A 16,457-nucleotide genomic window follows, 5' to 3' on the forward strand; every position below is an offset into this window, starting at 1 on the left:
CGCCTTACCGCTCAGGCGGCGCCGCTCTGGAACAAAAGCAACAGGGAGACGCTGGTGCAGACATTTGAAGTGGCGACAACGCAGACTTTCCCCCTCCGTCTATTGGAGCATGGGAAGGTACGGCCGGGCAAGCCCGCGTTCAGGGAAAAGCACCTGGGCATCTGGCAGAGCTGGAGTTGGGCCGAGGTCAACGACGAGGTGCGGGCGCTGGCCTGCGGCCTGGCCGCGCTCGGCTTTGGCCGCGGCATGCACCTGGCCATCGTCGGCGACAATCGGCCGCGCCTGTACTGGGCGATGCTGGCGGCGCAGTGCCTCGGCGGCGTGCCGGTGCCGCTGTACCAGGACGCCCCGGCGGCCGACATGGCCTACGTGCTGGACAACGCCGACATCGCCTACGCCATCGTCGAGGACCAGGAGCAGGTCGACAAGCTGCAGGAAGTGAAGCAGTGGTACGCCGGCGTGCGCCACGTCGTCTTCGACGACGAGCGCGGCATGCGCCACTACCACCAGCGCGAGCTGCTCTCCTTCGCCGCGCTGCAGCAACTGGGGCGCGCCTACGACCGCGAGCACCCCGGCTTCTTCGACGCGGCGGTGGCGGCCGGCGCCGGCGCCGACACCGCCATCATCCTGTACACCTCCGGCACCACCGGCAAGCCCAAGGGCGTGTGCCAGAGCCACGCCGCGCTGCTGGCGGCCGGCCGCGGCGGCGTCGAGTTCGACCGCCTCGGCGAGGACGAGGACATCCTGTCCTACCTGCCGATGGCCTGGGTCGGCGACTGCCTGTTTTCGCTGGCGCAGGCGATGGTGGCCGGCTTCACCGTCAACTGCCCGGAGTCCGGCGACACGGTGATGATCGACATGCGCGAAATCGGCCCGACCTGCTACTTCGCGCCGCCGCGGGTGTTTGAAAACATGCTCACCAGCGTGATGATACGCATGGAGGACGCCGGCGCCATGAAGCGGCGCATGTTCCGCCACTTCATGGCGGTGGCCAAGCGCTGCGGCGCCGACATCCTCGACGGCAAGGCGGTGCCGGCGCGCGACCGCCTGGCCTACGGCCTCGGCCGGCTGCTGGTGTACGGCCCGCTGAAGAACGTGCTGGGCCTGTCGCGGGTGCGCGTGGCCTACACCGCCGGCGCCGCCATCGGCCCCGACCTGTTCCGCTTCTACCGCTCCATCGGCGTCAACCTGAAGCAGTTGTACGGCTCCACCGAAACCTGCGCCTACGTCTGCCTGCAACCGGACGGCAACATCAAGTTCGACAGCGTCGGCCTGCCGGCGCCCGGCGTCGAGGTCAAGCTGGCCGCCAACGGCGAGGTGCTGGTCAAGTCGCCGGCCACCATGAGCGGCTACTACAAGCGGCCCGACGCCACCGCCGAGGTGATCGACGCCGACGGCTACTTCCACACCGGCGACGCCGGCCTGTTCGACGCCCAGGGCCACTTGAAGATCATCGACCGCGCCGCCGACGTCGGACGCATGAACGACGGCGCCATCTTCGCGCCGAACTACATCGAAAACAAGCTCAAGTTCTTCCCCTTCGTCAAGGAGGTGGTCGCCTTCGGCCACGCCCGCGACCAGGTCTGCGCCTTCGTCAACATCGACATCGAGGCGGTCGGCAACTGGTCGGAGCGGCGCGGCATCGCCTACGCCGGCTACACCGACCTGGCCGCGCACGAGCAGACCTACGCGCTGGTGCGCGACTGCATCGAGCAGGTCAACCTGGAGCTGGCCGGCGAGGCGCTGATGGCCGGCACGCAGATCCACCGCTTCCTGGTGCTGCACAAGGAACTCGACCCGGACGACGACGAGCTGACCCGCACGCGCAAGGTGCGCCGCGCATTCATCGCCGAGAAGTACGCCGCGCTGATCGACGCGCTGTACCAGGGCAAGGCCTCGCAGTTCATCGAGATCCAGGTGAAGTTCGAGGACGGCCGCGTCGGCGTCAGCAGCGCCGACCTGAAAATCTGGGACAGCAAGACCTTCCCGGCCATCGCAACAGCAGCGGCATGACGGAGAGCGACACCATGTTAATGAACGAACCCGACACCCGTTTCGGCGCCGCCCGCCAGAGCGGCCCGGTGATCCTGGAATTGAACAACATTTCGCTGTCGTTCGGCGGCGTCAAGGCGCTGACCGACATCTCCTTCGACGTGCGCAAGCACGAGATCCGCGCCATCATCGGCCCGAACGGCGCCGGCAAAAGCTCGATGCTGAACGTGATCAACGGCGTCTACCGGCCGCAGCGGGGCTCGATCCTCTACCGCGGCGAGCAGCGCAAGAACATGGACTGCTACACGGCGGCCAAGTCCGGCATCGCCCGCACCTTCCAGAACATCGCGCTGTTCAAGGGCATGACGGTGCTCGACAACATCATGACGGGGCGCAACCTGAAGATGAGCTCGCATTTCCTGCTGCAGGCGCTGTACTGGGGCCCGGCGCGGCGCGAGGAAATCGCCCACCGCGAAAAGGCCGAGCAGATCATCGACTTCCTGGAAATCCAGGCGATCCGCAAGACGCCGGTCGGGCGCCTGCCGTACGGGCTGCAAAAGCGCGTCGAGCTGGGCCGGGCGCTGGCGGCCGAGCCGGAGATCCTGCTGCTGGACGAACCGATGGCCGGCATGAACGTCGAAGAAAAACAGGACATGTGCCGCTTCATCCTCGACGTCAACGACCAGTTCGGCACCACCATTGTCCTCATCGAGCACGACATGGGCGTGGTGATGGACATCTCGGACCGCGTGGTGGTGCTCGACTACGGCAAGAAGATCGGCGACGGCACCCCCGACGAGGTGCGCGGCAACCGGGACGTCATCAACGCCTATCTCGGCACCACGCATTAAGGGACGCAGATGAACATCAATTTTTTCTTCGAAGTGCTGATCGGCGGCCTGCTGTCGGGCGTCATGTACGCGCTGGTGGCGATCGGCTTCGTGCTGATCTACAAGGCCTCCGGCGTGTTCAACTTCGCCCAGGGCGCGATGGTGTTTTTCGCCGCCCTCACCTGCGTCGGCATCATCGACAAATTCGGCGCCCCGTTGTGGCTGGCGATCCCGCTGACCATCGCCGTGATGGTCGCGCTCGGCCTGGCGATCGAGCGGGTGGTGCTGCGCCCGCTGGTGAACCAGCCCGAGATCACGCTGTTCATGGCCACCATCGGCCTGGCCTTCTTCATCGAGGGCCTGGCGCAGCTGATGTGGGGCTCGCAGGTGCACAAGCTGGAGCTGCCGATCGAGGACGTGCCGATCCAGTACCTGATGGACAAGCTCAACATCATCGTCTCGCAGTTCGACGTGGTGGCGGCGGCCATCTGCGCGCTGCTGGTGACGGCGCTGGCGCTGCTGTTCTCGAAGACCAAGGTGGGCCGGGCGCTGCGCGCGGTGGCCGACGACCACCAGGCCGCGCTGGCCGTGGGCATTCCGCTGCAACGCATCTGGGCGGTGGTGTGGTCGGTGGCCGGGCTGGTGGCGCTGGTGGCGGGCCTGCTGTGGGGCGCCCGCAACGGCGTCCAGTTCGCGCTGACCTTCATCGCGCTGAAGGCGCTGCCGGTGCTGATCCTGGGCGGTTTCACCTCGGTGCCGGGCGCCATCGTCGGCGGCCTGATCATCGGCGCCTCGGAAAAGCTGGCCGAGGTATACCTGGGGCCGCTGGTCGGCGGCGGCATCGAAGGCTGGTTCCCGTACGTGCTGGCGCTGCTGTTCCTGCTGGTGCGCCCGGAGGGCCTGTTCGGCGAAAAAATCATCCGCCGGATATAACGGCGGCGGCGACATTGCGGCCCGAGCAAACGTGGGTCGGGTTGGCGCGCACCGCGCGCGTAAGCCGACAATGCTGGCGCCGACGGCACCAGCTATTCACCAAGGACAAAAATGATCTACCGCGAAGCAGGACAATTCAAGACCAGCTACCAGGCCGACAACCAGATCTTCCCGATCCGCCAGGACCGCATCGCCCTGACCGCCACGCTGGCCGTGGCGCTGCTGGCGCTGCCGCTGCTGGCCTCGCCCTACACGCTGTCGGCGATCATGATCCCCTTCCTGATCTTCGCCTTGGCCGCGCTCGGCCTGAACATCCTGACCGGCTACTGCGGCCAGCTGTCGCTGGGCAGCGCCGCCTTCATGGCGGTGGGCGCCTTCGCCTCCTATAACTTCGTCGCGCGCATGCCCGGCATGCCGATCCTGCTGGCCTTCGTGCTGGGCGGCCTGTGCGCGGCCATGGTCGGCATCGCCTTTGGCCTGCCGTCGCTGCGCATCCGCGGCTTCTACCTGGCGGCGTCGACGCTGGCCACGCAGTTCTTCGTGGTCTGGTGCCTGACCAAGATCCCCTACCTGACCAACTACAGCAGCTCCGGCGTGATCACGGCGCAGAAAATCGCCATCCTCGGCTACCGGTTCGACAGCCCGGCCAGCAAATACCTGCTGGTGCTGGCGATCGTCGCGACGATGGCGCTGCTGGCCAAGAACATGATCCGCTCCAACGTCGGGCGCTCCTGGATGGCGGTGCGCGACATGGACATGGCGGCCGAGGTGATCGGCTTCCGGCCGATGCGCACCAAGCTGCTGGCCTTCGCCGTCAGCTCGTTTTACTGCGGCGTGGCCGGCGCGCTGTACGCCTACGCCTACCTCGGCACCGTCGAGCCGGAAGCCTACAACCTCGACCTGTCGTTCCGCATCCTGTTCATGATCATCATCGGCGGCGTCGGCTCTATCCTCGGCTCCTTCCTGGGCGCCGCCTTCATCGTGCTGCTGCCGATCTTCCTCAACATCCTGGCGCACGCGCTGTCGCTGCCGACCAACGTGGCCTCGAACCTGGAGCTGATGGTGTTCGGCGCCCTGATTATCTTTTTCTTGATCGTCGAGCCGCACGGCCTGGCGCGTTTGTGGCAAATAGGTAAAGAGAAACTGCGTCTGTGGCCGTTCCCGCACTAAGAACCAGCGCGCGGAGCGACCCGGAACGCGGTCGAATGTTTGGATGTATCTACTTGGAGAAGACACAATGAAAAGCGTCAAAACACTGTTGTTCAGCGCCGCCGTCGCCAGCGCCGCCATGGGTATCGCCGGCAGCGCGCTGGCGGACGACCAGTTCATCGCGCTGCCGTCGTACCGGGTCGGCCCGTACGCGGCCGGCGGCTCCGGCTTTTTCGGCGGCATCATCGACTACTTCAACCTGGTCAACCTGTCCGGCGGCGTCAACGGCGTCAAGATCAGTTGGGAGGAATGCGAAACCGAGTACAACCCCTCGCGCGGCATCGAATGCTATGAACGCCTGAAAACCAAGAACGGCGGCGCCACCCTGGTCGAGCCGCTGTCGACCGGCGTCGCCTACGGCATCCTGGACCGCATCGCCCAGGACAAGATCCCGATGACGACGATAGGCTACGGCCGCTCCGACGCCGCCAACGGCAAGACCTTCCCCTACGTCTTCCCGCTCATCGCCAGCTACTGGAACCAGGCCGCCGGCATGGTCAAGTACCTGGGCGACAAGAGCGGCGGCATGGACAAGCTGAAGGGTAAAAAAATCGTCCACCTATACCACGACTCGGCCTTCGGCAAGGAGCCGCTGCCGGTGCTGGAGGCGCAGGCCAGGCAGTACGGCTTCGAGCTGGTGAAGATCGCGGTGGCGCCGCCGGGCAGCGAGCAGCAATCGCAGTGGTTGCAGATCCGCCAGGCCAATCCCGACTACGTGATTCTGTGGGGCTGGGGCGTGATGAACTCGGTGGCCATCAAGACCGCGCAGCGCAACGGCTTCCCGCGCGAGAAGATGCTGGGCGTCTGGTGGGCCGGTTCGGAGGAGGACACCATCCCGTCCGGCGACGCCGCCAAGGGCTACAGCACGATGACCTTCAACACGCCGGGCACCTACCCGGTAATCGAGGACATCCGCAAAAAACTCTACGCCGCCGGCAAGGGCAACCTGGCCGACCAGTCGCGCGTCAACTCGGTCTACCACATGCGCGGCGTCACCGCCGGCATCCTGTGGATCGAGGCCATCCGCACCGCCCAGGAACGCTTCGGCAAGGGCAAGGCGATGACCGGCGAGCAGGTGCGCTGGGGCCTGGAAAACCTCAACGTCGACGACGCGCGGCAGAAGGCGATCGGCGCGCTGGGCATGTTCCCGCCGGTGAAAACCAGTTGCGACGACCATGAAGGCTCGGGCGCGGTGAAGGTGCAGCAGTGGGACGGCAAAAAGTGGAACGCCATCACGCCGAACTGGATCGTTGGCGACAAGGCGCTGACGCGCAAGCTGGTGGACGAGTCGGCGGCCAAATACGCGGCCGAAAAAGGCATCACCCCGGCCTGCCTGAAGTAGGCGCCAGCGGGCCGTTGGCGCGCGCGCCCGCGGCCCCCCACCGTCCCAACAACGAAAAACAGCCATGACAACAGCCACCGCCACCGCCACCGCCGCCCAGCCCTACCTGTCGGTCAACAACATCGAAGTCATCTACGACCACGTGATCCTGGTCTTGAAAGGCGTGTCGCTGCAGGTGCCGCAAGGGAAAATCGTCGCCCTGCTGGGCGCCAACGGCGCCGGCAAATCGACCACGCTGAAAACCATCTCGACCCTGCTGCGCGGCGAGCGCGGCGACGTCACCAAGGGCGAGGTGCAGTTCAAGGGCGAGCGCGTCGACAACCTGACGCCGAACGAACTGGTCAAGCGCGGCCTGTCGCAGGTGATGGAGGGGCGCCACTGCTTCGGCCACCTGACCATCGAGGAAAACCTGCTGACCGGCGCCTACACGCGGCAGATCTCGCGCGCCGAGCTGAAGGAATCGCTCGACAAGGTCTACCACTACTTCCCGCGCCTGAAGGAGCGCCGCGCCAGCCAGGCCGGCTACACCTCGGGCGGCGAACAGCAGATGTGCGCGATCGGCCGCGCGCTGATGGCCAAACCGTCGATGATCCTGCTCGACGAACCGTCGATGGGCATCGCGCCGCAGATCGTCGACGAGATCTTCGGCATCGTCAAGGACCTGAACCACAAGGAAAACGTCTCCTTCCTGCTGGCCGAGCAAAACACCAACGTCGCGCTGCGCTACGCCGACTTCGGCTACATCCTGGAGAACGGCCGCGTCGTGATGGAGGGCCGGGCCAGCGAACTGGCCAGCAACGAGGACGTCAAGGAGTTCTACCTGGGCGTCTCCGGCGCCGGCCGCAAGAGCTTTCGCGACATGAAATTTTACCGCCGCCGGAAACGCTGGCTGGCGTGAGGGGAAGCAGATGAACCTGGAACAAGCCAAAGCCGTGTGCCGCGCGCTGCCGGGCGCGGTCGAAGACGTCAAATGGGGCGGCGACATCGTGTTCTCGGTCGGCCTGAAAATGTTCGCCGTCGCCAGCGGCGCCGGCGATCCGCCCGGCATCAGCTTCAAGGTCGAGGAGCAACGCTTCCTGGAGCTGACCGACCGCCCCGGCATCATGCCGGCGCCGTATCTGGCGCGGGCGAAATGGGTGCGCGTCAGCGGCGCGGACGCGCTCGACGACGCCGAGGCGGCGGCCCTGCTGCTGCGCTCGTACCAACTGGTGTTCGCCAAACTGACTAAAAAACTGCAACATGACATAGGAGGGCCGCAAGCATGACCGATACGCTCGACAGCCTTGAGCTGCGCGCCCCGCAAGAGCGCGAACGCGATTTGATGGCGCGCCTGCCGGCGCTGGTGGCCCTGGCGCAGGGCGCGCCGGGCTGGGGCCGCATACTCGACGGCGTCGACGCGGCCACGGTCGACAGCCGCGCCGCGCTGGCGCGGCTGCCGGTGACGCGCAAGTCCGACCTGAAGCGCCTGCAGCGGGAGCGCAAACCGTTCGGCGGCCTGAACCGCACCGCCACCGCCGAACTGTCGCGCGTCTTCATGTCGCCCGGGCCGATCTACGACCCCGAGGGGCGCGGGCGGGACTGGTGGCGCTTCGCCCGGCCGATGTACGCGGCCGGCGTGCGCGCCGGCGGCCTGCTGCAAAACTGCTTCTCCTACCACTTCACGCCGGCCGCCTTCATGGTCGAGGGCGGCGCCATGCGCATCGGCTGCACCGTGATCCCGGCCGGCAGCGGCCAGACCGAGATGCAGGTGCTGGCGATGGCCGACCTGAAGCCCGACACCTACGTCGGTACGCCCTCGTTCCTCAAACTGATCATCGAAAAGGCGCGCGACATGGGCGCCGACATCAGCAGCGTCCAACACGCGCTGATGGGCGCCGAGGCGCTGCCCGAATCGCTGCGCGCCTGGTTCCGGGCGAACGGCGTGCCGCACGTGTTCCAGACCTACGCTTCGGCCGACATCGGCAGCATCGCCTACGAGACGGCCAGCGCGGGCGTGATCAACCCCGGCATGGTGCTCGACGAGGACGTGCTGCTGGAAATCGTCCACCCCGGCAGCGGCGACCCGGTGGCGCCGGGCGACATCGGCGAAGTGCTGGTCACGGTGTTCAACCCCGACTACCCGCTGATCCGCTTCGCCACCGGCGACCTGTCGGCCATCGTGGCGGGCGCGGCGGCGGCGCCGTGCGGGCGCACCAACACCCGCATCAAAGGCTGGCTGGGGCGGGCCGACCAGTCGACCAAGGTGCGCGCGATGTTCGTGCACCCGTCGCAGGTGCACGACATCGCCCAGCGCCACCCGGAAATCCTCAAGGCGCGGCTGGTGGTGTCGGGGCGGGTGGCCGACGAAACCATGACGCTGCACTGCGAAATGGACGAAGCGGCGGGCGCGGTCGGCGCGCTGGCCATCGTCGACAGCATCCGCGAAGTGACCAAACTGCGCGGCGAGGTGCGCATGGTCGCGCGCGGCAGCCTGCCGGGCGACGGCAAAGCCATCGACGACGTCCGCGACTACAGCTGAGCCGGACAACCACCCCGGGCGCAGGTCTCGACATGGCGGTTTTGTTATATGGCGACAGGAAAACCGTCATATCGAGACCCGACCCCAGAGGTGTGGGATTTGCGGGATAATATCGGGATTCACTATTTGCCCAAAAATCATGCAAGAATTTCATCACGCTCGGGCCCGCGCCCTGATTAAAAACGCGGAGTTATTGTTCGACCAGCAGGCGGTGCAGGCGGCGGTCGCGCGCATGGCCGGCGTGCTCAACACGCGTTTCAACGACCCCGCCTGCGACGAGTTCCCGCTGGTGCTGGGGGTAATGGGCGGCGCGGTGGTATTTACCGGCAACCTGCTGCCGCAGCTGACGTTTCCGCTGGAGTTCGACTATATCCATGTCAGCCGCTACGGCGACGACGACCGCGGCGGCGAGGTGGTGTGGAAGGTGATTCCGCGCTCCAATGTTGCCGGGCGCACCGTCATCGTGCTCGACGATATCCTCGACGAGGGCGAAACGCTGGCGCACGTCAAGCAGCGCCTGCTCGATATGGGCGCCGCCGAGGTGGTGCTGGCGGTGTTCGCCGACAAGGCGATCGGCAAGGCCAAGCCGTGCAAGGCCGATATCGTCGGTCTGGTGATACCGAACCGTTTCGTGGTCGGCTTTGGGATGGACGCTTACGGCTACTGGCGCAATTTGCCGGGCCTGTGGGCGCTGCGGCCTGAAGACCTGAGCACCGCGCCGTAATATTCGGCGAAACCAGAGGCGTAACCCCGGGGCCAGACCTGAAGGTCTGGCCTTCCCGCCTTGGCGCCGGTTCTTTGCCGCTGGTTTGTTCGCGCGCGCGGCGCGCTTCGGCTGCGTTACAGGCTCAGGCGGGCGCGCGCGGCGTCGTATTCCTCCTTCAGGCGCGCCACCATCTCGGCCACCGTCGGCACGTCGTGCATCAAGCCCACGCCCTGGCCCGCGCCCCAGATGTCGCGCCAGGCCTTGGCGCTGCCGGAGCCGAAGTTCATCGCGCTCTTGTCGGCTTCCGGCAACGCTTCCGGGTCCAGCCCCGCCGCCACGATGGATTTTTTCAGGTAGTTGCCGTGCACGCCGGTGAACAGGTTGGTGTAGACGATGTCGGCCGCCGCCGATTCGACGATGGCGTCGCGGTAGCTGTCGTCGACGTTCGATTCCTTGGTCGCCAGCCAGCGCGAGCCGATGTAGGCGAAGTCGGCGCCCATCGCCTGCGCCGCCAGGATGGCGTCGCCGGTGGCGATGGAGCCCGACAGCGCCAGCGGACCCTTGAAGAATTTGCGCACCTCGCCCACCAGCGCGAACGGCGACAGCGTGCCGGCGTGGCCGCCGGCGCCGCTGGCCACCAGGATCAAGCCGTCGACGCCCGCTTCCAGCGCCTTTTTCGCGTGGCGGATCGAGATCACGTCGTGCAGCACGATGCCGCCGTAGCTGTGGATGGCGTCCAGCATTTCCTTCGGCGGCGCGCGCAGCGAGGAGATGATGATAGGGATCTTGTGCGCCACGCACACTTCGACGTCGTGCGCCAGGCGGTCGTTGGACTGGTGCACGATCTGGTTGACGGCGATCGGGCCGATCTTGGCGTCCGGGTTGGCGGCCTTGTATTCGGCCAGTTCCGCCTGCAGCTCGGTGAGCCAGGTGTCGAGCAGCGCGGCCGGGCGCGCGTTCAGCGCCGGAAACGAGCCGACGATGCCGGCCTTGCACTGGGCCGCCACCAGCGCCGGGCCGCTGGCGATGAACATCGGCGAACCGATGACGGGAAGGGAGAGGTTTTGCAACGCTAGTGGCAGGGCCATGTCGGACTCGCAGACGAAAAGTTGATCGGATTGACTTGCAACGATTATAAAGTAAAAAAAAGTACGAACGTGCTGAATTTAAGGCGCTGGCTCGGATGAAGCCCTGCGCGGGAACCCGGGGACAGACCACGATTTTCGGGCAATCTTGTTCGGAAATCGTGGTCTGTCCCCGGGGTTACGCTTCGTTGAGTAAGTGCTCGCCCTCGATGCGCGCCGCGCCGGCCTTCATCAGTTGTTCGACCACCCACTGCGCCAGCGCCTGCGGCGACTGCCGCAGGAAGCGCCGGTTGGCTTCGTCGAACACCGGCATCGCCGCCAGCACCGCCGGCAATTCGGCCAGCGCGATCCGTTGCCGCTCCAGCAGCAGGAACTTGAGCATCACCTTGATCGCGTTCTGGGCGTTGCGCAGCGGGTCGGCAGCCAGGTAGTCCAGCCGCGAATGGGCGCGCCGCAGCGCCCCGGCGACGTCGCCGAACGGCGCGCCGTGCCCAGGGATCACCAGCCGCACGTCCAGCCCGCCGATCAGTTCCAGCGTCGCGCGCGTTTCGGCGAAGCCGGATTTTCCCTCCAGTTCGGGGAAGATGACGCCGAAGCCGTTTTCCCACAGCGCGTCGGCCGAGATCAGGATGCGTTCGGCGGCGCAGTAAAAGATCAGCGAGTGCGGGTCGTGCCCCGGCGCGCCCAGCGCCTGCCATTCCAGCCCGCCCAGGCGCAGCACCTCGCCCGGCGCGACGGTGGCGTCGAAGCCGAAGCGCTCGCACTGCTGGCCGGTGGCCTTGAAGCTGAGCGCCTCGACGTCCCAGCGCCGCACCTTGTCGGCCTCGGCGAGCGGGATCGCGGTGTGGCAGCCGTAGTGCGCCTGCAGCACCGCGTTGCCGCCGCAGTGGTCGGAATGCAGATGGGTGTTGAGCAGGCGGTCCAGCGGCCGCCCTTGCAGGCCGTGCCGCACCAGCGCCAGCGTTTGCGGCGCGTGCAGCATGTAGCCGCTGTCGATCAGCGCGGTGTCGTCCGGGCCGACCAGCAGGATGTTGTTTGACGACAGCCAGCCGCGCTCCAGCACGCGGACCGCGTCCGGCAGCGCCGTCATCGCTTCATCTGGAACGCCAGCGAGATTTTGGCGAATTCAATCAGCACTTCCCGCGAACCGCCGTTGAAGGTGGTGAACGCGGTGCCGGTGCGCACCACCATGCGCGGCGGGAACAACCAGGACAGGAAGGGAATGCCGATCATTTTCGCGCCGCGCACGTCGCTCCAGTCGACGTGCTTGTCGTACAGCCAGCTCTGGCGGATGCCGGTGGCGTCGATGGTGGTGCGGGCGCGCAGGAACCAGTAATAACTGACGCCCAGCATGACGACCGAGCCCAGCAGCAGCGCCTTGATGGCCAGGCCGTACTGCATCAGCGGGAAGCGCAGCGCGACGCTGGCGCCGTAGGCCAGCAGGACCAGCGTGACCACGCTGGCGAAAACCTTGAAACCGGCGCCGTAGGCGGGGCCGCTGACGGCCTGGTTCGGCTTATAGAAAGACATGGGTGTCCTTAATCAAAATGGATCAGTTGTTCGCGGCGGCGGATCTCGGCCCAGACGCCGCGCTTGAAGTCGTCGTCGGCGCCGCTCCACTGGATGATTTCGTCGATGGTGCGCAGGCAGCCCTGGCACAGGCCGCTGTCCTGGTCCATCTTGCACAGGCTGATACAGGGCGAGGGCACCGGCGCCTCTGGTGGCAGGTCGGGAGTCATGGAAGGGGTCGGGGTGGCGGGATCAGCCGCCATTATGCCGCGAAACGCGCGCGCCGGCACGCCCGCCGTCGCGCCGGTGTATAGTGGATTCCCGCGCCGCCGCCGCAGCCCAAGCCCCAGTCCACCACCATGTTCCGCCACCCCAGCGAATTCGTCCGCTTCAAAGCCAGTCCGCACCTGCCCGGCGTCGAGCTGTATACGGCGCGCCTGGTCGACCACGCCTTCGCGCCGCACGTCCACGAGAGCTATTCGCTGGGCGCCATCGAAGCCGGGGTCGAGCGCTTCCGCTACAAGGGCAGCGACCACGTGGCGCCGGCCGACACCCTGGTTACGCTGAACGCCGACGAGGTCCACACCGGCCAGGCCGAAAGCGCCGCCGGCTGGACCTACCAGATGCTCTACATCGAGCCGGACACGCTGCGCGCGCTGACCGGCACCGAGGTTTACTTCCCGCAGGCGGCGGTGCACGACCCGCAACTGGCGCGCGCCTACCGCGGCGTGTTCGCGCGCATGTGGCAGGCCGGCGACGACGTCGCCTTCACCTGTGAATTCACGGTGCTGGTGGACGCGCTGGTGGCGCGCTACGGCGCCAAGGTGCGCGCCGAGCCGACCGCTTCGCCGGCGCGGATGCGCCGCTCGCTGGCGATGCGCCGCGTGCTCGACTGCATCGAGGCCAACCTCGAAGGCAGCCTGCGCATTGAGACGCTGGCGGCCGAGGCCAACCTGTCGCTATTCCATTTCGTGCGCGTCTTCGTCGCCACCTTCAACTGCACGCCGCAGCAGTACGTGCAGGCGCGCCGGGTGCTGCGCGCCAAGGGCATGCTGGCGCGCAGCGTCAGCCCGGCGCTGGCCGCCGGCGCCGTCGGCCTGACCGACCAGAGCCACCTGAACCGCTGGTTCAAGCGCAGCTACGGCGTCACCCCGGCGCAGTATCAACAGCAAATTGGTACAAGACCGCCGCGCTGAAGACCGCTAAGCTGGTGTTTTAGTTTTTCGGCAAGCGGTGAAGATGATGACAACAACGACGGTATCGACCAACATCACCCCGGAGGCGCCGTGCTGATCGGCGTGATGTGCGCGCTCGGCGCGGGGCTGTTGTGGGGGCTGGTTTTCGTCGTGCCGCTGATGCTCGGCGACTATCCCGGCATGGTGCTGTCGTTCGGCCGTTACGTGGCGTTCGGCCTGATCGCGCTGGTGCCGGCCTGGTTCGACCGCAAGCGCATGCGCGCCCTGTCGCGCGCCGACTGGCGCTACGCGCTCAAGCTGGCCTTCATCGGCAACCTGCTGTACTACGCGATGCTGGCCAGCTCGATCCAGCTGGCCGGCTCGCCGCTGCCGACCATGCTGATCGGCACGCTGCCGGTGGCGATTGCCGTGTTTTCCAACTGGCGCCCCGGCCATCCGTCCGACAGCGTGGCCTGGCGCCGTCTGGCGCCGTCGCTGCTGATCATCCTCACCGGCCTGTTGCTGGTCAACGCCAGCGAACTGCAGGCCTTCCGCGAGTCGGGCGGCCAGCGCAGCACCGGCGACTACGTGCTGGGCTGCCTGCTGGCCGTCGGCGGCGTGGCGGCCTGGACCTGGTATCCGGTGATGAATTCGCGCCACATGCGCGCCAATCCGCAGATCGGTTCGATGACCTGGGCCACCGCGCAGGGGCTGGCGACCTTGCCGCTGGCGCTGGTCGGCCTGCTCGGCTACGGCGCCTACGCCAGCCTGAACCAGACCGGCTTCGACTTTCCGCTGGGGCCGCAGCCGCTGCGCTTCGCCGGGCTGATGCTGCTGGTCGGGCTGACCGCCTCCTGGCTCGGCACGCTGCTGTGGAACCAGGCCAGCCTGCGCCTGCCGACGTCGCTGTGCGGCCAGTTGATCGTCTTCGAAACCCTGTTCGCGCTGCTGTACGCCTTCATCCTGCGCGGCGCCCTGCCGGGCCTGGCCATCGTCGGCGGCATCGCGCTGCTGTGCGCCGGCGTACTGCTGGGCGTGCGCGCTTTCCGCCACCAGGTGCACTGACCGCGGCGGCGCTTGTCGGGTTACGCTGCGCTAACCCGACCTACGGTTTAAGCCGGCGGTTGGAGCGGCGGTGTTGGCCGCCGGTTTCGGCGCTCGGTTTCGCCGCCGGTTTTAATTCCTCCAGGAAAAATTCTCATCAAATCATGGGCTTACGTTGAGGCCCGCCTTCCCCCGCTGGCAACAAAAAAATACCGCTTTACGCTAAAACACGCTTGACTTCGATCCCGACAGGCCTATACTACCATCCATACAGATGGCGCATGGATGCCACACGGAGTGTAACGGGGACATATGAGCAAGCCAGAGAGCAAGTTAAAAATAGCCGAATCAGAAAAAATCACGATCAACCTGGGTCCGATCGACTTGGGCCAGATCGATTTGCTGGTGCAGGAGGGTTTTTATTCAAACCGGACCGATCTGATTCGCACGGCGATCCGCAACCAGCTGAACACGCACGCCGACGTAGTCCGGCAAACCGTGGCGCGCAAGAGCCTCGTACTGGGATTGCAGCACTACTCCCGCGAAGACCTTGAAACGCTGCAGGCCGCCGGCCAGCGTTTGCAGATCCAGGTGCTGGGCCTGGCCAGTATCGCCAACGACGTTTCGGTGGAACTGGCGCTGGCCACCATTGAATCGATCTTTGTATTAGGCGCCTTGCATGCAAGCGCCGTTGTTAAAGCCGCCCTGGCAGGGCGAATTCACTAGCGTATGTGGCCGGCCTCGGGTTGCCTGGGCCACGCGCGGCACTTTTGAAAGATGGCCATGAAATTCACAAATAAACTTCTCACGCAAATGCGCGAAGCAAGCAAGAAAATGTTTGGCAAGGGCGGCGCCGCCGCCGCCACCGAAACCATCCAGCAGGCGCTGGCCGGTTTGCAGGCGCAAGCGCAAGCGCAGGCACAGAGCCAGGCGCAAGCCCAGGCCCAGGCCCAGGCTCAGGCCCGTCCGATGCACGACATCAATCCGCCGCCGCCGGGCGCCTCGGCCAAGGCCGCGCCACAGCCGCAGGCGCAAGGCGCCGAGGCGCCGCCGCGCCCGGCCCAGACGCCGCAGCAGATGGCGCAGGAGTTCGCGCAGGACTTCATGTCGCGCCTGGGGGTGCCGAACGGCGCCGGCAAGCCGGGTTTCGAGATGCCAGCGTTCGACTTGAATTCGTTCGAGCTGCCGGGCGGCATGAAAATGCCGGGCGCCGGCATGGGCGCCAGCGCGCCGGCCGAACTGGCGCCGGGCGCGCAGTTCATCAGCGGCACCTTCCGCAACCACGCCGGCAGCCGCGACTACAAGCTGTACATCCCCAGCAGCTTCAAGGGCCAGCCTATGCCGCTGGTGGTGATGCTGCACGGCTGCACCCAGAACCCGGACGATTTCGCCAACGGCACCCAGATGAATGCGGTGGCCGAGGAAAAGCAGTGCTTCGTGGTGTATCCGGCGCAAGCCAAGAGCGCCAACAATTCGCGCTGCTGGAACTGGTTTAACGCGCTCGACCAGCAGCGCGGCCAGGGCGAGCCGTCGATCATCGCCGGCATCGCCCAGCAGATCATCGACAGCCAACCGGTCGACCGGCGCCAGGTGTACGTGGCCGGGCTGTCGGCCGGCGGCGCCATGGCGGTGATCGTCGGGGCGCTGTATCCAGAGCTGTTCGCGGCGGTCGGCGTGCATTCCGGCCTGCCATTCGCCTCGGCGCAGGACCTGCCGTCGGCGCTGGCGGCGATGAAGGGCGGCTCCGGCGGCAGCCGCAAGGCGCCCGAGGGCGGCGTGCCGATCATCGTGTTCCACGGCGACCGCGACACCACCGTCAACCCGCGCAATGGCGAGGAAGTGATGGCCCAGGGTTTGCGCAGCCAGAGCCGGGGCGCGGCGGCGGCGTCGGTCGATTCGGGCAGCGTGCCGAACGGCCACCGCTACACCCGCACCACCCACCGCCACGTCGACGGCACGCCGCTGGGCGAACATTGGGTGATCCACGGCGCCGGCCACGCCTGGTCGGGCGGCAGCGACAGCGGCACCTACACCGACCGCAAGGGGCCGGACGCCAGCCGCGAAATGATGCGCTTTTTCGAGACGGTCAGCCCGTAGGGCGCCCCGCAAAGCAA

General features: G+C 66.6%; 17 protein-coding genes. 13 read left to right on the plus strand and 4 right to left on the minus strand.

Going from position 1 to position 16,457, the window contains the following annotated elements; all coding sequences use genetic code 11:
* The first annotated feature begins 51 nt into the window (after positions 1-51).
* The 9 genes from JANGC3_RS0119070 (at position 52) to JANGC3_RS0119110 (ending at position 9,548) form a co-directional block, all read left to right on the plus strand.
* The gene (locus JANGC3_RS0119070; RefSeq protein WP_026133186.1) at positions 52-2,013 is read left to right on the plus strand and encodes an AMP-binding protein; all 1,962 of its coding nucleotides are present in this window, start codon (positions 52-54) and stop codon (positions 2,011-2,013) included.
* 14 nt (positions 2,014-2,027) lie between these two features.
* Positions 2,028-2,843 (plus strand): ABC transporter ATP-binding protein, encoded by an 816-nt coding sequence (locus JANGC3_RS0119075; protein WP_035788836.1) that lies wholly within the window; start codon positions 2,028-2,030, stop codon positions 2,841-2,843.
* A gap of 15 nt (positions 2,844-2,858) precedes the next feature.
* Positions 2,859-3,755, plus strand: a complete 897-nt coding sequence (locus JANGC3_RS0119080) for a branched-chain amino acid ABC transporter permease (RefSeq protein ID WP_026133187.1) — start codon at positions 2,859-2,861, stop codon at positions 3,753-3,755.
* 111 nt (positions 3,756-3,866) lie between these two features.
* Positions 3,867-4,925 carry a branched-chain amino acid ABC transporter permease gene (locus JANGC3_RS0119085; RefSeq protein ID WP_017878091.1) on the plus strand — a complete coding sequence of 353 codons (1,059 nt, stop codon included), beginning with the start codon at positions 3,867-3,869 and terminating at the stop codon, positions 4,923-4,925.
* Positions 4,926-4,992: 67 nt separating this feature from the next.
* A complete protein-coding gene (locus tag JANGC3_RS0119090; protein WP_017878092.1) occupies positions 4,993-6,306 on the plus strand; it encodes an ABC transporter substrate-binding protein in 1,314 nt (437 codons plus the stop codon).
* Positions 6,307-6,370: 64 nt separating this feature from the next.
* Positions 6,371-7,204 carry an ABC transporter ATP-binding protein gene (locus tag JANGC3_RS0119095; RefSeq protein ID WP_017878093.1) on the plus strand — a complete coding sequence of 278 codons (834 nt, stop codon included), beginning with the start codon at positions 6,371-6,373 and terminating at the stop codon, positions 7,202-7,204.
* Between the two features lie 10 nt (positions 7,205-7,214).
* Positions 7,215-7,571 carry an MmcQ/YjbR family DNA-binding protein gene (locus tag JANGC3_RS0119100; protein WP_017878094.1) on the plus strand — a complete coding sequence of 119 codons (357 nt, stop codon included), beginning with the start codon at positions 7,215-7,217 and terminating at the stop codon, positions 7,569-7,571.
* Complete coding sequence (locus JANGC3_RS0119105) at positions 7,568-8,824, plus strand: phenylacetate--CoA ligase family protein (protein ID WP_017878095.1); 1,257 nt, start codon at positions 7,568-7,570, stop codon at positions 8,822-8,824. The genes JANGC3_RS0119100 and JANGC3_RS0119105 overlap by 4 nt, the downstream gene beginning before the upstream one ends.
* Positions 8,825-8,963: 139 nt before the next feature.
* Entirely contained in the window at positions 8,964-9,548 is a 585-nt protein-coding gene (locus JANGC3_RS0119110; protein WP_026133188.1) for a hypoxanthine-guanine phosphoribosyltransferase, read from the plus strand.
* Between the two features lie 116 nt (positions 9,549-9,664).
* On the opposite strand, the gene JANGC3_RS0119115 is transcribed toward JANGC3_RS0119110, so the two are convergent.
* From JANGC3_RS0119115 to JANGC3_RS0119130, 4 genes are all read right to left on the minus strand, one after another.
* Entirely contained in the window at positions 9,665-10,618 is a 954-nt protein-coding gene (locus JANGC3_RS0119115; protein ID WP_026133189.1) for an NAD(P)H-dependent flavin oxidoreductase, read from the minus strand.
* A 175-nt stretch (positions 10,619-10,793) separates the two neighbouring features.
* On the minus strand, positions 10,794-11,705 hold the full coding sequence (locus JANGC3_RS0119120; protein ID WP_017878098.1) for an MBL fold metallo-hydrolase: 912 nt from the start codon (positions 11,703-11,705) through the stop codon (positions 10,794-10,796).
* Positions 11,702-12,145: a hypothetical protein gene (locus tag JANGC3_RS0119125; RefSeq protein WP_017878099.1), complete on the minus strand. Its 444-nt coding sequence runs from the start codon at positions 12,143-12,145 to the stop codon at positions 11,702-11,704. The genes JANGC3_RS0119120 and JANGC3_RS0119125 overlap by 4 nt, the downstream gene beginning before the upstream one ends.
* 8 nt (positions 12,146-12,153) lie before the next feature.
* Entirely contained in the window at positions 12,154-12,354 is a 201-nt protein-coding gene (locus JANGC3_RS0119130) for a DUF1289 domain-containing protein (protein ID WP_026133190.1), read from the minus strand.
* Between the two features lie 129 nt (positions 12,355-12,483).
* On the opposite strand from JANGC3_RS0119130, the gene JANGC3_RS0119135 reads away from it, so the two are divergent.
* The 4 genes from JANGC3_RS0119135 (at position 12,484) to JANGC3_RS0119150 (ending at position 16,440) form a co-directional block, all read left to right on the plus strand.
* A complete protein-coding gene (locus JANGC3_RS0119135) occupies positions 12,484-13,320 on the plus strand; it encodes an AraC family transcriptional regulator (protein ID WP_017878101.1) in 837 nt (278 codons plus the stop codon).
* Positions 13,321-13,410: 90 nt separating this feature from the next.
* Entirely contained in the window at positions 13,411-14,364 is a 954-nt protein-coding gene (locus JANGC3_RS0119140) for a DMT family transporter (protein ID WP_017878102.1), read from the plus strand.
* Positions 14,365-14,655: 291 nt separating this feature from the next.
* Positions 14,656-15,069 (plus strand): CopG family transcriptional regulator, encoded by a 414-nt coding sequence (locus JANGC3_RS0119145; protein WP_017878103.1) that lies wholly within the window; start codon positions 14,656-14,658, stop codon positions 15,067-15,069.
* A gap of 87 nt (positions 15,070-15,156) precedes the next feature.
* Positions 15,157-16,440 carry an extracellular catalytic domain type 1 short-chain-length polyhydroxyalkanoate depolymerase gene (locus JANGC3_RS0119150; protein WP_017878104.1) on the plus strand — a complete coding sequence of 428 codons (1,284 nt, stop codon included), beginning with the start codon at positions 15,157-15,159 and terminating at the stop codon, positions 16,438-16,440.
* Positions 16,441-16,457: the final 17 nt, after the last annotated feature.

This window comes from Janthinobacterium sp. CG3, from assembly GCF_000344615.1.
In the GTDB taxonomy this organism is placed as follows: Bacteria; Pseudomonadota; Gammaproteobacteria; order Burkholderiales; family Burkholderiaceae_D; genus Janthinobacterium.

Bases quoted from the DNA above. Each gene is read 5' to 3' on its own strand.
- JANGC3_RS0119100 (WP_017878094.1), top strand. From the start codon at position 7,215: ATGAACCTGGAACAAGCCAAAGCCGTGTGCCGCGCGCTGCCGGGCGCG.
- JANGC3_RS0119075 (WP_035788836.1), top strand. From the start codon at position 2,028: ATGTTAATGAACGAACCCGACACCCGTTTCGGCGCCGCCCGCCAGAGC.
- JANGC3_RS0119105 (WP_017878095.1), top strand. From the start codon at position 7,568: ATGACCGATACGCTCGACAGCCTTGAGCTGCGCGCCCCGCAAGAGCGC.
- JANGC3_RS0119115 (WP_026133189.1), bottom strand. From the start codon at position 10,618: ATGGCCCTGCCACTAGCGTTGCAAAACCTCTCCCTTCCCGTCATCGGT.
- JANGC3_RS0119090 (WP_017878092.1), top strand. From the start codon at position 4,993: ATGAAAAGCGTCAAAACACTGTTGTTCAGCGCCGCCGTCGCCAGCGCC.
- JANGC3_RS0119110 (WP_026133188.1), top strand. From the start codon at position 8,964: ATGCAAGAATTTCATCACGCTCGGGCCCGCGCCCTGATTAAAAACGCG.
- JANGC3_RS0119145 (WP_017878103.1), top strand. From the start codon at position 14,656: ATGAGCAAGCCAGAGAGCAAGTTAAAAATAGCCGAATCAGAAAAAATC.
- JANGC3_RS0119130 (WP_026133190.1), bottom strand. From the start codon at position 12,354: ATGACTCCCGACCTGCCACCAGAGGCGCCGGTGCCCTCGCCCTGTATC.
- JANGC3_RS0119120 (WP_017878098.1), bottom strand. From the start codon at position 11,705: ATGACGGCGCTGCCGGACGCGGTCCGCGTGCTGGAGCGCGGCTGGCTG.
- JANGC3_RS0119095 (WP_017878093.1), top strand. From the start codon at position 6,371: ATGACAACAGCCACCGCCACCGCCACCGCCGCCCAGCCCTACCTGTCG.
- JANGC3_RS0119150 (WP_017878104.1), top strand. From the start codon at position 15,157: ATGCGCGAAGCAAGCAAGAAAATGTTTGGCAAGGGCGGCGCCGCCGCC.
- JANGC3_RS0119135 (WP_017878101.1), top strand. From the start codon at position 12,484: ATGTTCCGCCACCCCAGCGAATTCGTCCGCTTCAAAGCCAGTCCGCAC.
- JANGC3_RS0119085 (WP_017878091.1), top strand. From the start codon at position 3,867: ATGATCTACCGCGAAGCAGGACAATTCAAGACCAGCTACCAGGCCGAC.
- JANGC3_RS0119125 (WP_017878099.1), bottom strand. From the start codon at position 12,145: ATGTCTTTCTATAAGCCGAACCAGGCCGTCAGCGGCCCCGCCTACGGC.